The 14,988-nt window shown below is 63.0% G+C and carries 12 protein-coding genes; 2 read left to right on the forward strand and 10 right to left on the reverse strand.

Annotated elements, in window-relative coordinates; genetic code table 11:
• Positions 1-18: 18 nt before the first annotated feature.
• On the forward strand, positions 19-2,409 hold the full coding sequence (locus GYH35_RS25510; protein WP_161829864.1) for a TonB-dependent receptor: 2,391 nt from the start codon (positions 19-21) through the stop codon (positions 2,407-2,409).
• Positions 2,410-2,459: 50 nt separating this feature from the next.
• On the opposite strand, the gene GYH35_RS25515 is transcribed toward GYH35_RS25510, so the two are convergent.
• From GYH35_RS25515 to GYH35_RS25560, 10 genes are read right to left on the reverse strand one after another with little or no spacing between them, the layout of a single operon-like run.
• Entirely contained in the window at positions 2,460-3,944 is a 1,485-nt protein-coding gene (locus tag GYH35_RS25515) for a class I adenylate-forming enzyme family protein (protein WP_161829865.1), read from the reverse strand.
• Between the two features lies 1 nt (position 3,945).
• Positions 3,946-5,622, reverse strand: coding sequence for a class I adenylate-forming enzyme family protein (locus GYH35_RS25520; protein ID WP_202624677.1), 1,677 nt, complete (start codon positions 5,620-5,622; stop codon positions 3,946-3,948).
• Positions 5,619-6,254 (reverse strand): carboxymuconolactone decarboxylase family protein, encoded by a 636-nt coding sequence (locus tag GYH35_RS25525; protein ID WP_161829866.1) that lies wholly within the window; start codon positions 6,252-6,254, stop codon positions 5,619-5,621. Before GYH35_RS25525 ends, GYH35_RS25520 begins: the two co-directional genes overlap by 4 nt.
• A 14-nt stretch (positions 6,255-6,268) precedes the next feature.
• Positions 6,269-7,675: an aromatic ring-hydroxylating oxygenase subunit alpha gene (locus GYH35_RS25530; protein ID WP_161829867.1), complete on the reverse strand. Its 1,407-nt coding sequence runs from the start codon at positions 7,673-7,675 to the stop codon at positions 6,269-6,271.
• Positions 7,672-8,454, reverse strand: a complete 783-nt coding sequence (locus tag GYH35_RS25535; protein ID WP_161811627.1) for an SDR family NAD(P)-dependent oxidoreductase — start codon at positions 8,452-8,454, stop codon at positions 7,672-7,674. The genes GYH35_RS25530 and GYH35_RS25535 overlap by 4 nt, the downstream gene beginning before the upstream one ends.
• A 1-nt stretch (position 8,455) precedes the next feature.
• Positions 8,456-9,274 carry an acyl-CoA dehydrogenase family protein gene (locus GYH35_RS25540; RefSeq protein WP_161829868.1) on the reverse strand — a complete coding sequence of 273 codons (819 nt, stop codon included), beginning with the start codon at positions 9,272-9,274 and terminating at the stop codon, positions 8,456-8,458.
• A gap of 57 nt (positions 9,275-9,331) precedes the next feature.
• Positions 9,332-10,645, reverse strand: coding sequence for an MFS transporter (locus GYH35_RS25545; protein WP_161829869.1), 1,314 nt, complete (start codon positions 10,643-10,645; stop codon positions 9,332-9,334).
• Positions 10,642-11,679 carry an NAD(P)H-dependent amine dehydrogenase family protein gene (locus GYH35_RS25550; RefSeq protein WP_161829870.1) on the reverse strand — a complete coding sequence of 346 codons (1,038 nt, stop codon included), beginning with the start codon at positions 11,677-11,679 and terminating at the stop codon, positions 10,642-10,644. Before GYH35_RS25550 ends, GYH35_RS25545 begins: the two co-directional genes overlap by 4 nt.
• Positions 11,680-11,694: 15 nt before the next feature.
• Positions 11,695-12,594 (reverse strand): acyl-CoA dehydrogenase family protein, encoded by a 900-nt coding sequence (locus tag GYH35_RS25555; RefSeq protein ID WP_161829871.1) that lies wholly within the window; start codon positions 12,592-12,594, stop codon positions 11,695-11,697.
• Positions 12,594-13,730 carry an acyl-CoA dehydrogenase family protein gene (locus tag GYH35_RS25560; RefSeq protein WP_161829872.1) on the reverse strand — a complete coding sequence of 379 codons (1,137 nt, stop codon included), beginning with the start codon at positions 13,728-13,730 and terminating at the stop codon, positions 12,594-12,596. Before GYH35_RS25560 ends, GYH35_RS25555 begins: the two co-directional genes overlap by 1 nt.
• Positions 13,731-13,896: 166 nt before the next feature.
• Here GYH35_RS25560 and GYH35_RS25565 point away from each other — a divergent pair, with 166 nt between their 5' ends.
• Positions 13,897-14,988, forward strand: a complete 1,092-nt coding sequence (locus tag GYH35_RS25565) for an AraC family transcriptional regulator (RefSeq protein ID WP_161811621.1) — start codon at positions 13,897-13,899, stop codon at positions 14,986-14,988.

The following is a 14,988-nucleotide window of genomic DNA, read 5'->3' on the forward strand; positions in this document are numbered from 1 at the left end:
ACGCAGGGGGCAATTTGCATGGCCAAGAACCAGGCTCGTCGCACGCATCGTCAGCGAATGATTTGCGCAGCGGCGGTGTCCGCGACCACAGTCCTTTCCAGCGGCTTCGCGCACGCGCAAGCCGTAGCAAGCTCGACCGAGCCCCAGGTCGGTCAGTCGCTCGAAGAAGTGATGGTGACTGCGCGTCGTCGTGAAGAAAGCGCGCAATCGGTTCCCATCGCGGTGACTGCATTGGGCGCCGCCGAGCTCGAGAATCATCGCGTCGAGAGCCTCGAGAATCTGCAGACCGTGGTTCCTGCGCTCTCCGTGAGTGCAGCGTCAGGTCGCCCCAATGCGCCTGTTTATTCCTTGCGCGGCATCCGCCCGACCGAAGCCTTGTACGGCCAGGACCCGACAGTCGCCGTGTATTTCGCCGACGTGGTGATTTCGCCCGCCGAAGGCACCAACCTCGGCATGTATGACCTCGCCTCGCTGCAAGTGTTGAAAGGTCCGCAGGGAACGCTGTTCGGTCGCAACACCACAGGCGGAGCGGTGCTGCTCACGCCGAAGCGGCCGGGCCGCGAGTTCGGCGGCGATGTGAAGATCGGCTTCGGCAATTACGGCCGCAACGAGACCCAGCTCGGCCTCGACATGCCGTTCGCCGACAGCTTCGCCATGCGCCTTTCCGGCCGCACCATCGACAGCGACGGCTATCAAACAAACGTTGCTCCCGGCCCGATGAACGGCGCCAAGCTCGGCGGCGAAAGCACGCGATCAGCCCGCGTGTCGGCGGTGTGGGATGTGACAGACAACGTCGAGAACTACACCATCGTCAGCTGGGACAGCAAGGACACCAACGGGCGCGGCACGGTATTGCAGGCAATCAATCCCGCCACGACGCTGCGTTGCTACGACGGCCCGACGAACCCGAATGGGCCCTGCGGCGCCAGCGAGGCTCTGCCCTCCTACTTCGATGCGCTGGAGCGAGCGCGTGGACGCGATCGGAACGATGTCGAGAGCGACATGCGCCAGCGCGATGAGACCGAAGTGTGGGGCATCGTCAATACCACCACCGTCTCGCTCAGCGACACGCTGACCTTGAAGAGCATTGCCGGCTACCGTGACTTCGAGACCTACTCGGAGTACGACATCGACGCTTCGGCGATCCCTGGCATCCTGACTTCCATGCAAACAGCCACGCTCCAGCATGCGAGTTATGAGTTGCAGCTGCTGGGCTCCGCGTTCGACAACCGCTTCGACTGGGTCACCGGCCTGTATTGGTACAACGAGGACGGCGTGCAGAACTCGCCCGGCGACGTGCTCGTCGGCGTCAATCCCAACAATCCGTTCATGCAACTGGGCGCGGTCGACAACAGCAGCTACTCGTTCTTCGCTCAAGGCATCTACCGGTTGACACCGGAGCTGTCGCTCACCGCCGGCGTGCGCTGGAACTACGACGAGAAGGAAATGACCTTGAGCAGCAAGACGCCGGCGGCTTGCTCGCTGCGCGATCCCAACACCGGCGCGCTACTGCCGGCGGATCGGTGTTCGGTCACGCTGTCCGATTCGTTCTCGCAACCCACCGGCACACTGTCGCTGGACTACAAAGTGCGCGACGATGTGCTCTTGTATGCCGCCAGCCGGCTTGGCTATCGCTCGGGCGGCTTCAACCTGCGCGCGACCACGCCGGTGGAATACGCGCCGTTCGATCCCGAAACCGTGATCGACCTGGAGCTCGGCATCAAGGCGGACTGGTTCGTCGGCGACTGGCGGATGCGCAGCAACGTGGCGGCGTATAACCAGTGGTACGACGACATCCAGCGCACCGTCGGCGTGACCAATCCTATCGGCGTCCCCGGCTCCGCGATTCAGAATGCCGCGAAGGCCAATGTGTTCGGCATCGAAGTCGAGCAGACGATCGCGCCGACCGACAACCTGTCGCTGCAACTCAACTACGCGTACACGAAGCCCGAGTACGACGATTGGGTGGATCCGTTCACCGGCGACGACCTGACCGACACGCCTTTCCACTTCACGCCAGAACACGCGGCGGCCGCGTCACTGACGTACACGGTGCCGATGCAAGGTGCGGGCGAGCTGCGATTCTCGGCCAGCGCGTCGTATCGCAGCCATGTCTGGATCAATTCCCTGCAGACAATTCAGGCGATCCGCCGCACGCCGGCGTCCGTGCTGCCGTTCATGCAGCAGGATGCGTACACGTTGCTCGATCTGTCCGCCGGCTGGACTGGCGTGATGGGCAGCAGCTTCGACATCGGCGCCTATGTGAAGAACGTCGCCGATAAGGAATATTCACTCGGCGGCATTCAGCTGTACGAGTCGGCCCGCCCCGACATCCGTCCGTTCGGCATCGTCACCAAGGCGTACGGCGAGCCGCGCACGTACGGAGTGGAGCTGCGGTACAACTTCTGAAGGGCAAAAAGGAAACAGAGAATGGGCACTTCCTTGTGCCCGTGGGGGTTCTAACCTGCTTCGAACAGCCGGCGCACCGCAGGTTTGTCTGTCTTGAGCGAAGGCGTCGTCGGCAACGTCGCGACGAAGCGCCACTCGACCGGAATGTGGGTGGCGAGAATGTGATCGCGCAAATGCGCTTCCAGGTCGGCCACACTGGGCAGCTCGGCGCCGGGCTTGAGTTGAATTGCAGCCGCCGGCACCTGGCCAAGTCTCCTGTCCGCGATCCCGACCACAGCAGCTGCTGAAATCCTTTCGTGAAGCATGAGCGCGCGCTCGATCGTTTCGGGCAGCAGCTTGAAACCGCCCCGCATGATCGCTCCGTCAGCGCGGCCACGATGAAACAGGAATCCGTCCGCATCGATCACAGCGACATCCGACGTGCGGATCCACTCCTCGCCGATGCGAGGTGAGACAACCTCGAGAATCCCTTCCTCGCCCGCTGTCAGCACTGCCTCGCTACCCGGATCGACAACTCGCAGCTGCACGCCCGGAAGGGCGCGCCCGACGCTGCCAAACTTCTGCTTGCCCCAAGTCGCGTGCAGGTCGGCTGTCATCGCAGTAACCGGCCCACCAAACTCCGTGGCGCCGTAGGACAACAGTATGGGAATGCCGTAGCGCTCTTCGAAGGCCTTGTGAGCCGTAGGATCCAGCGCCGCCGCTCCCGTGCCGATGACGCGGATACTCGACAGATCCTCCCGAGGAATATTCGCATCGAGCACCATCTGCACGCCCGCGGGCGGCAGCCCGCTCACCTGCGGCCGATGGCGAACTGCGTGATCGTGCCAGCCGGCAACAGTGAACTTCTCCATCAGCACCGCGCGCTGCCCCTTCAACAGCGCCGGCAGCGTCGAGTACACGCCCGAGATATTTCCCAGCGGCATGAGAAACAAAGTCGGCGGCAACTTCAGCACATCATCCGTCGGGCTCGACGGGATCACGCTCGAGCCCACCATGTGCTTCGCGATCAAGTCGTAGCTGATGGCGAACTGCTTAGGCGGCCCGGTTGTGCCGCTGGTGAGGATCTCAATCCGAGGCGAGATTGGTGAGGCTGCGTCAACGCGCCGCGCGGTCTTCTCAAAGCCGGGAACAGCGGCCGCATTCACCTCCGACAGTGCGATGGCCGCGATCCCTTCGGCTCGCACGACTGCCAACAACTCCGCCGAATAATCCTGAGCGGCGGCGACGATGACAGCCGGCCTCAGTCGCTCGACATCTCTCGCCAGCGCCGTCGCCGACTGAAATGCATAGATCATCCGGATCGATCGATCCTTCGCGATCAGCCCGAGCAGTGCGCCTATGGCAGACGGCCGATTCCGCGGCACAAAGGCAATTGGAGCGCGTGGATCGACACCGCTCGCATCCAACAGCGAGCTCAGCTGATCGGCGACCTGTCGCAGCTCGCCCCACGTAATCCAGCGCTGCTCGAACTCGATGGCCTGCCGCGAGGACTCTCGAGCCAGCGCCTGCAGTGTCAGCTGCTGAAGCTCGCTCATCTCAAGCAGGCGTTTCAGCGAATCGGCGAGCGGCAAGCTCTCGCAGCGGCGCCGTCTTCACTTTATTGGACGCGGTGAGCGACAAATCCGACTCCTGCAGGAACAGCACTCGACGCGGCACCTTGTAACTCGACAAGCGCTTCGATACGAACGCTCGCACCGACGCCTCATCCACAGCTGCGCCGCTCTCCGGCACGACGCAAGCGACGACCATCTCGCCGAGCTTGTCATGCGGGATGCCGACAGTCGCCGCGATCTTGACGCCAGGGCATTCGGCCAGCACGGCGTCGATCTCGAGCGGCGAAACGTTGGCGCCGCCGGTCTTGATGATGTCGTTGAGCCGTCCTTGCCAATGCAAGCGACCCTGGTCGTCGACGAAGCCGCCGTCCCCGGTACGGAAGAACCCTTCGGCGTCGAATGTTTCTTCCGCGGGCATGCGCAGGTAGCCGAGCATGAGCGTCGGCCCCTTGACCGCAATCTCGCCGTTCTCATTCCGTCCGAGCACCCGGCCCGTGAGTGGATCGACAACACGCACGGTGTTGCCGTGAAGTGGGAACCCATGGTTGCCATCGGCGATGGACCGATCTGTGCCACTGTAGTGAGCCGTACATAGCGTCAACGTCTCGGTGTTCCCATAGCACGCCATCGGCTCCTGCCAATCGGCTTTGACCGTGGGATGCGCACGCAGCGGCGACGTCTCGCCCACGTATTTCAAGGTGCTCAGATCCACATCGCCATACAGCGGATCGTCCGCGAGTCGCGCCCACTGATGGGGCCACGCCACCGGATACGTGACTCGCTCAGTCTGCATCAGCTTGAGAGCCTCACCGGGATCGAAGTAACGCTGCAAGATCAGACAGCCGCCGGCCGACAATGTCGAACCGATGGCCTGCGTGAAGTTGCCGGACCAGAAGAACCCATTGGCCGTCCACGTACGCACTTCGGAATCGAGCGCGGTGACGCGGCTCCATCGCCAGCATTGAATCGCAGCGGCGCGATGAGTGTGCAGCACCGCCTTGGGCTTCGCCGTGGAACCGGACGAGAAGAACACCATCGCGCGATCGGTGGGCGCGATCTCGGCATCGATTGCATCCACAAGCGTCGCCGAGGCTTTCAAGTCGCCCTGGACGAAGTCCTTCCAGGACTCGATCGCCCCTTTTGAAATCGTCTCGTCGATGCAAACCGCGCGACGCAGGAACGGCAGGCGCGTCGAGTGCGCGATGCCGTCGCTGGTCGCCAGCTCAGGACACATGTCCGTCAGCTCGGCAGCGAAGTCGCGGCTCAGGATCGAACGCTCGAAGATCAACAGCGATACATCGCCGACGCGCAGCTGATATTCGAACTCCTCGCTCTTGGCGAACGTGCTCAGAGCGACGCATGTACCACCCGCCATCGCGATCCCGAACGCGGCGCTCACCCACTCGGGGCGATTCGTCGCCAACAAGCCGACGCGTGTTTCCTTGGTTACCCCGCGAGCCACGAGCGCCTGCGCGACCGCAAGCGCCTCGCTCCACAACTGCGCGTACGTGTACCGAACGACCGGCTGGCCGGGCGGATGAAACACCATGACTTCTTTGTCGCCATTGCGCCGGCACACCTCACGGAAGAAACCTCCCAGTGTCAGTGGACCGAACGACGCCTCGGTCAGCGCGGGGCCGTGAATCGTGGAGTCAGTCATGATGCTGGCTTCTGTGCGTGCATGCGCGCCCGGACGGCGGGATCGAGCGAATCGACACCCGGTTCTACTTGCGCGCCAAAAGTCTTGAACACCATCGCGAGCAGATCGTAGCAGCCGACACAGAAGACGATGTCCATGAGCTGTGTTGGAGTGAAGTGCACCGACAGTCGCTCGTAAGTCTCATCGCCGATACACGCATCCGCGTGCAGCTCATCGACCGCGCGAACCAAGTCCGCATCGACTGCATCCCAACCCGGCGCATCCGGGCCCTGCTGGATTCGATCGATCTCGACCTGGGACAACCCGGCGCGCAGGCCGAGCACGACGTGCTGGACGAACTCATACTCGGCGCGTCGCAGCCAGCTGATGCGCAGAATCAGAATTTCCCGGATGCGTCTGGAAACACTGCTGGCGATAGCAACGTGATTGTTGAAAGTCAGGAACGCCTTGGCCAGCGTCGGATGGGAAAGAATCACCCCGAGCCCATGCATTCCTCGCGCGCCGCCCTGCTTGTAAGTCGACAGCACGAAGTCCCGGCCATGAGGAAACGCGCTCACCGCATCGAGCACGGTCGCGTCCCAATCCGGCGGCAGTACGGGCGCGACGCGTGGTGTCAGTTCAGTTTGCTTCATGAGTGCAGCTTAGATCATTCCGCCGTCAGATACCGATCGAGCTCCTGATGCATGTTCAGGATCAACTTCTCCTGCTCCACCGCCAGCCAGGTCTGGCGCATGGCGCGTGAGTGCAATCCCTTCTGGATGCGTGGAATGTTGCCGAGGTCCTGCCGGGGAATCAGACGCAGCTGTTCCGGGTCGTGCAGATCGGTGACGCTCTCGACCGTAGCGCGCTCGAGCCTGGCCGCTGCCGGATAAGTCCTGGTCGAATAGATCTCGAACGTGCAGCGATCCGGATCGACCGGATCCGGCAGCACGCGATAGATCATCGCGTTGCCCGCCTGCGGCAGGATCATCAGGTTTGGGAAAATAAATACCTCACCGCCCCACATGCCGAGGATCTCGGGCACGGGCTTGGGCATCGGCCGTTGCTGAGCCGCCGCCGTCGCGTACAGCGCCTTCACGTACTCGCCGCCAAGCGACGAGCCTTCGGGAATCGGCTTGCCTCGCAACGACCGAAGCACTTCGACATCTTCTTTGAGCACCATCGCGTCCATGCCATCGACCAGCATCATCAGTCGATTGGCCATGTCCTCGAGTGGATCGCCCTGCTGTTGCTGCTTGTTGATGTGCCCGGCCATCGGCGTCTTCTTACCGCCGTAGAAACGGCCGTGCCCTTGAGCATACGTTTCGTACGCAACATAGCGGTGCGTGAACTCCGCCTCGTCGCGCAAACCACGAACCACTTCCGCTCCGCCCTTCTCCAATTGCGGATGCGTCATGGGCACATGGAACGCTTCGAAGAACGCCTCCTGCGCCACCTTCCAATTCGCCGGCACCGGAATCGACTTCCACCAGTAGTGGTGCATGTCCTCGATCGCGAGCCCTTCGACGATGTCTCGCACCGGCGCGATGAACTCTTCGAACGGCTGCGCGTTGCGATCGAAGTTGATGAACACGAACCCGGCCCACACCGCCACCTTCACTTGCTTGAGCGCGACATCGCTGTTCTGAAGCTGGCCGCCGCGGAACTCCTGCCGTTCGAGCACGAATTGGTTCTCGCCGTGCAGATTCCAACGCCAGCCGTGAAAGGGGCACATGATCTGCGAGTTCTCGAACTTGCCGCAGCCCTCGCCGAGCGCCGTGCCTCGATGCGGACAAACATTGTGATATGCCTTGACCGTCGACTCATCGGCGCGCACCAACAGCACCGACTGATCGCCGATGTTGTAGACGGTAAAGTCGCCTGCCTCGGGGATCTCATCGAGACGCGCCGCGGCCTGCCAGGTGCGAGTCCAGAGCTTGTCGAACTCCAGGCGCAGAAAACCCGGATCGATATAACGACCGACGCTGATGCCGTGTGGCATGGTCCGCCAGCCCGGCGGCCAATCGGCGCCGCCGCCCGACGTCGATGGTTTGCCCAGCGGTGCGACGCTCATGGTGTTTTCCCCGGTAGCCACTGCGAAGTGAGAGCGAACTCGGACAGGTACTTGGTCGAGCTCCAGCCGCCGTCGACGACGATGGTCTGGCCATTGATGAAGCTGCCGCCCGGCGAGCACAGGAATGCGATGGTGCTGGCGATGTCATCGACGCGGCCGAGGCGCTGGTGCGGCGTCATCTCGACGTTGATCCGCTTGAACATCGGATCTTCGAGACGGCCCTCGGTCATCGGCGTCACCGTGACGCCTGGAGCCACGGCATTGCAGCGAATGCCTTGAGCGCCGTACTGACAAGCGATGTGCATGGTCAGTGCGGTCAAGCCGCCCTTTGCAGCTGAGTACGCGCCGCCTCGTCGGCCGCCGATCATCGCGAACGTCGATGTCACATTGATGATGGCCGAGCCGGGCTTCATGTGCGGCAATACATCGCGCGCAAGCCGGAACGGCGCGCGAAGCATCAGACCGAGGAAGTAGTCGAGCGATGCGTCGTCGGTCTCGTGCAAAGGCCTGGGACTTCCGACGCCAGCGTTGTTGATCAGAAAATCGATCTGACCCCAGCGCGACATCGCGAGTTCGACAACTCGCTTGGGGGCGTCATCCTGCGTGAGATCAACGGCGAGAGTCGCAATGCGCTCAGGCGCATCGATTGCCTTGGCCAACTGCTCCAGCTTCGACTCATCGCGACCGACACCGAGCACGGCCATGCCCATCTCGGCCAGCTTCACGGCTGTGCCAAAGCCGATCCCGCTGCTCGCGCCTGTGACAATCGCGACTTGCATATCAATCGCCAACCTTCGTGTTCGCGACGCGCCTGTTGGTCGCATCCAGGCCGCCCGCGATGGCGACCAACAGCTGTGCGCGCTCCAGGTAAAGATGCGGATCCGGCTGCACGCCCGCAGGAGCGCCGCCATGGATCTGCACGTTCTTCGCGGCGTTCTCCAGCGCCGCAGAGCCAGCGACGAACAGCGCGCTGTCAACTTGTAACGCCGCGTCCTCGCGTTCCTCATCGATCGCGACAGCCGCGAAGCTCGTCTGATCGCGTGCGCATCGTGCGGCGATGGCCATGTTCGCGCAATGTTGCTTGACCAATTCGTGCATTCCGACTCGCGCCACGCTCATATCGAGCGTCGCTTCGGCGATGCCCGCCAGCGCCGCGGCGTCGATGAGCAGCAATCGAAGTTGTTGAGATGAATCGAAGCGCGCGATGGGCTCGCCGAAGCTGGTCGTGCTCCGCAGGTGGGCGAGCCAGAGGCGATGATCGACGCTGTCGCTGGAATCTTTGAGCTCGTACAACGCCGCGCAATCGCGATCGCGAACCAGCACGAGCTCGGCTTGCGGATCTTCGATGACGACGATGCGCTCGCCGCGGCGATACGCCGCCGCCACTCGTCGCTCTCGTAGATCGATGTGAGCATGCATCGCGCCGATTGTCGCGAGCACCGCCGGCGCCACCAGCCGTCGCCCGAGTCCTACGACGATCAACGCCTCTTCGGCGGCTCCGAAGCCACTGCCGCCTCGCGCTTCACTGACGCCCATCCCGACCATGCCGATCTCCTCCAACGAAGCGGCGCCGGGGTGATAGCGTGACTCAGCCTCCACAGATCTGCCTCGCATGAGATGGCGTGAAGCTATCGTGCGCATGCCGGAGTGTATTGATCACCGAGGACGGGGCTTTGACACCGCACGACAAGCCGGTTGCCAATCCGGATACGGGCCCAATCCTGCGACCAGCCAGCCGCTGACCAGACCGATGGGAATGCCCGCGAGCAACAGCGCGGTGTAGTTGCCGAAGTGGTCGAACACAGCACCGGCCACGATGGGCCCGATACCGGTCGCGAGCGCCATGAGCCCCGCCATGATGCCGAAGATCTTGCCAAAGTGACGCAGTCCGCCGTAGCGCGTCGTGAGATACGTGCAGATCTGCAAGTACGCGCCTGCGGAGTAGCCAAAGATCATCATCGACGCGACGATCAGTGCCGGCGTGCGAATTGGCTCGAGCAATAACGAACACGCGAGCGCCGGCAGCGACAGACAGATGCCGCCGATCCAGCCGCTCTGCCATCGATCCATCAACCATCCGGTGAGGAGCTTGCCAGTGATGCCGGCGATGCCTGCCGATGCCGCGATCTGCGCCGCGACCTCCCGCGACAATCCCGTCTGCGTGAGTATCGGCACCTTGTGCACAGTCACCGCGACGCCAAGAAACGACGTGATGAATAACGCAGCGGCGATTCGTAGCAAAGCCGGATCGCGTACGCCTTCGGCGAGTGTCAGCCCGGTGAGTGCTGGGCGCTCCGCCGACGAGGACGGCGCACGGCGTTCGTGATCGCGTGCATCGAAGAAGAATGGCAACAGCAGCACCAGCACGACGCTGCCCCAGCCCAGGCCCATCCATAGAAACGCCTGTCTCCAGCCGTATCCATCGATGAGCCACTGCGCGATCAACGGCGTGATGGTTTGTGACACTGCCGCGCCACTGAGCACTACGGCCAGCGCCAACGCGCGGCTCGATTGAAACACACTGGAAACGGCGGCTGTCCACACCGTGGTTTTGATGGCGATTGCGACGATCGCGTAACACACCCACAGCACGTACCACTGGGTGAGCGAACCGGTCGCCAGACTGAAGGCGGCGAATGCAATCGCACTGAGGACGATGCCGGGAATACCGAGTCGGCGCGATCCCCAGCGATCGATGAGCGCTCCGGCGAATGGCGACAACGGCACAGCGAACAGCGCGACAATGGACAGACCCAATGACATCTGCGCGCGCGTCCAGCCAAACTCGCGACTGAGCGGCTCCATGAACAAGCCCATGGAGTACACGGCGACTGTCGCGAACGACAATCCCGCCATGGCGGCGACAACCATCGGCCAGTGTTCGCGCCACTCGGCGAGCGCCGAACGGTGAGTGGCGCTTCGTTCCTCTATCGTTGCCGCCGGCGCGGCATCATTCGGCACTGAGTTCATCCGAGCTGCGAGATCACTTGCGGCAACTCGGCCGTCGTGCGAATGCCCGGCGCGGCTTCGCAAACAACCGGCACCGCATTCACCGCCCGATGCGCCGTCAGCCCTGGAGTCATCTGCGCATATTGCTCGATTGCGATCGGATACCGAATGGAAACATCGAGCGGCACGTCGCCCTCCACGACCACATGCCAGCCGCTGTCACGCAGGTCCCACGGCTCGGCGATGTCCTTGCTGCAGTACCAGTTCAGCCGCATGCGCATGAGCGCCCGCCCTTGCCGCATCCCCGAGACCGTGATTCTCAGCGCACCCACTGTTCCCTTCTCGATCACGCCCGCGGCAATGCGCGTTGAATTGCGCACCGTCGCGCACTCGCCTTCGATCTCGACACTATCGAGTGGCATCGCGATGGCGTTCGCCAGCGCGCGAAACGAATTCGCAAAGCCGACTTTCACCTCGGCCAGAATGTGCCTGTTGAGCACCGCCGGCGGCTGGCCGAAGCCCATGACTTTGAACAACATGTCCGGCGAGTTGCGGCTCGACACATCGGCGAACTCGTTGACGGTCAGACCCTCCAGCCGCCGCTGTAGCGACAGCAACACGATCGGCAGCGCCTCGGTGATGAACCCCGGACTGCTGCCCGTGCTGTGCAATGACGTGCCGCCCTTCCTGCATGCGTCTTCGAGCCGCTGCCTGACACCGGGATCGAGCGTGAGCGGATCGTGGAACTCCACTCGCGTCGTCACGACATTCGCACCCGCGGACAGCAACCCGCACAGATCATCGATATTCGCGCCCTGCTGCATGTAGAGCACGCAATCCGGACGGAGCGCGATGACCTCATCGATGGAGTTGGTCGCCTTGATGCCAGTCGGAGCCAGGCCGCATAACTCGCCAGCGTCGCGCCCGGCCTTTTCCCCGGAGTGGACGTAGAGCCCGACCAGCTCCAGGTTCGGATGCTCGATGACGGATCGCAGCGAGCGCGTGCCGATGTTCCCGGTGGCCCACTGCACGACTTTGTATGGCGCTGCTCGCATATTTTCGCCGTCAGATCAGAAGATCAATTTCGCGACGGCGCTTGCCTGCCCGCCACGCCCGCCCAGCTCGGACAACAATGCTTTCAGTCGATAGGTCCAAAGATGCAACGGGTGCTCCAGCGTCATGCCCATCGCACCGAGCATCTGATGAACTTCGTACGCCACACGCGTCGCACTCTCCTGCGCATGAGACGCCGCCAGCGCCGCATCGCCATCATCGGCGGTCCCTGCCGCTTTCAGCATGAGCCAACGCACGCCACCGGCGAGCACGGCGCACTCAGCCATGCGATGTCGCAGCGCTTGGAACGTGCCGAGTGGCCGACCGAACTGCTTGCGCAACGTGAGATGTTCCACAGTCGAATCGATGGCAGCTTTCAACAGGCCACTCATTTCGGCGGCGAGCGCAACTCGCAGCCACTTCCGCGTCGCGTATGCGTCCGCGTCCGATAGCCGCTCCAGATCGATCGTTCGTTTGAGCCGACCCATCGGATAGCCAAACAACGATTCGACGGATTCGACGTCATCCGCTGAAGGCCGCGCGATGCTGATGCGTTCGCCCTCGATCACTAACAGAGTCTTCGCCGTGCCGACGAAGCGCCCCGGCCGACCGTTCTCGACCACCGCCAATGGACGCGGCAAATCCACCGGCAGCTGCGGACGGACGAGCATGGAAAGCGCGATCTCAGCCGTGAACGGCAGTCGCGCCAGACGCTCGACTGCCATCGCGGCCGTCAGCGGCCCAAACTCCGGCACCTGCGCGATATCGAAATACTCACCCTGCCGCAGTTCGCTCTCCAGCTCATCGCCAACCAGTGCGAAGCCATGAAACTCGGTGGGCTTGTGCTGAAACTGCAGCGCCAGCTTGTCGACCGCCTCGACCAGCGATTCCTGATCGGATGTGAGTCGGAAATCCATCAGCGCGGTTCCTTGGGCAGGCCCAGAAAATCGCTGGCGATCAGATTCAACTGAATCTCCGCGGCGCCCGACGCGATGCCGGCAACAATGGCGCGCTGATGATGAGACAGCAGCATCTGATCCGCGCCCGCCAGCGCTTCGGGAACATGCTCGACGACGAACTCGCTGACCAGTCGTTCGGCCATCACGGTTGCGTAACGAGCCGCGCTCGCTTCCGCCCCCACCGTGAGCCCATGACGTCGCTGGTCGACGATGTTGTAACTGTAGAAGCGCGCCGACTCGCACGCCGCTCGCGCTCGTGCTGCCTGTTCGATGGCGCCGATTCCGAAGCGTCCCGTCTGCTTGAGTTTGTCGACGGCGCGATGAAGCATGCGCGTCGCCAGCGCGAATCGAGGAATGCCGACCCGCTCGAGCGACAGCGCCGTGCGAACGATCTCCCAGCCTTTGCCTTCCTCGCCGAGCATCGCTGTCGCCGGCACGGCGGCATCATCGAAGAACACTTCGTGAATGTCGCCTTCGCCGATCACGCTGGGAATCTGGCGCACCGTGATGCCCGGCGTGTCCATGGGCAGCAGGAAAATGGAAATGCCATTGCGACCCGGCGAGGTTCGCGCGAGCAGGAAGCAGGTGTCGGCGTGGCCGGCGTATGACGTCCAGATTTTCTGGCCGTTGATTCGATAGGTCGAACCTTCTTTGTCGGCACGCGTACGCAACGATGCAAGGTCGGAGCCCGCTTCCGGCTCCGAGAATCCCTGGCACCAGATCGTCTGACCTTGCGCCATCGGCGGGATGTAACGTTGCTGCTGCTCCTCGCAACCGAAGCGCATCAGCGTCGGGCCGATCCAGTTCACATTCATGTACTGGCCGCCGCGCGGCTCGCCCGCCTCCCACATTTCTTCGGCAAGAATGAAAGACGTCCACGGATCGGCATCGCGCCCGCCCCACCGCTTCGGCCAATGCGGCACGAGCAAGCCCGCCGCGGCGAGCGCGCCACAGAACTGCTTGGAAAACGTGCTTTGCCAATCGGTGCCGGGACCGTGCGCCAGCGACTCCCAATCGCGGGGCAAGTGGGCTGCAAGAAATTCGCGAACAGTGGCCCGGAAGGCGCGCTGCTCATCGTCCCAGGAGAAGTCCATCCCGTCTCGAGCTCGTCACGGCTGATGGTCGGCCACGTTACCGGCTGGCCCCGCGCAGGATCTTGACCGCTGACGCCAAAAACCCGCGTCGCGCTCCAGCGTCGCATTGTCCGCGCGCCAGCGCGTGGCTATGCTCAGTCAAGCCAGCCGAAAAGGTGCGGACCCCGTGGACAGAAAGCTCGACGCCGCAGCGGATTCCGAAACGCCCGATCAGGGCACCGCCATGGTGCGCGTCGACGCGCTTCGCAAGTTCACGGACGTTGTGACCAAGCTCGGCGGCGATCCCAAGAGCCTGCTGGCCAAAGTACAGATCGATCCGGCCATCCTGAATCACCGGCACGCGGTCATGCCTTACCGCTCGCTGGTGCTGATCCTCGAACACGCTGCAGCGGAACTCCGTTGCCCCGACTTCGGCATGCGCCTGGCCACGACGCAAGGTGGCATCAAAGTCCTCGGCCCGCTCGAGTTCGCCATGCGCAACTCGCGAACCTTGCGCGAGGCGTTTCATTACTGCGCCGAGCACGTCCACGTTTACAGCACGGCGTCGCAGATGCGCATCCGACGCGACCTGGTGCCGGACGCACTATTCTTCCAATTGGAAATCTCCGTCGCGCGCCTGCCGCCACACCCGCAAAGCGTGGAGCGCGCGCTGAAGCTGACTCAGGATATTTCCATCGAAATCACGCACGGCCGCGTCCGGCCCCGCGAAGTCTGGATGGCGCACCAGCCGCTGTCATCGCCGGCGAAGTATCGCGAGTACTTCGGCGCTGACGTGCGCTTCGGCCAGCCGATGAATGGGCTGGTTTTCACGGAAGCCGATCTCGACGTAGAGATCCCGAATCCCGACGCGCAGATCTATGAACTGAGCACCGACTTCATCGAACAGCGCTTCCCGTCCGCCGACGCGGTGTTGGCACCTCGCGTACAGACGATCGTCGAACGACTGCTGGCCGAAGGCGACTGCACGCATGCCAGCGTCGCCACCCTGTTGGGAATGCACCCGCGCACGCTGCAACGACGATTGCGGTTGGAGGGAAAGTCGGTTGAGTCGATCAAAGATGGGGTGCGGCGGGATATCGCCCTTCGACATTTGAAGCAGTCGACACTGCCGCTGAGTCGGATTGCGAAACTGCTCGGGTACTCGGAGACGTCGGCGCTGTCACGCAGTTGTTATCGCTGGTTCGGGTTGTCGCCTCGACAGTTGCGGTCCGGCGCGACTCCAGAGGGAGGTGAAGAGCAAACCAAAGAAAGCGCCTGA

The sequence above is a fragment of the Steroidobacter agaridevorans genome, assembly GCF_009932555.1.
In the GTDB taxonomy this organism is placed as follows: domain Bacteria; phylum Pseudomonadota; class Gammaproteobacteria; order Steroidobacterales; family Steroidobacteraceae; genus Steroidobacter; species Steroidobacter agaridevorans.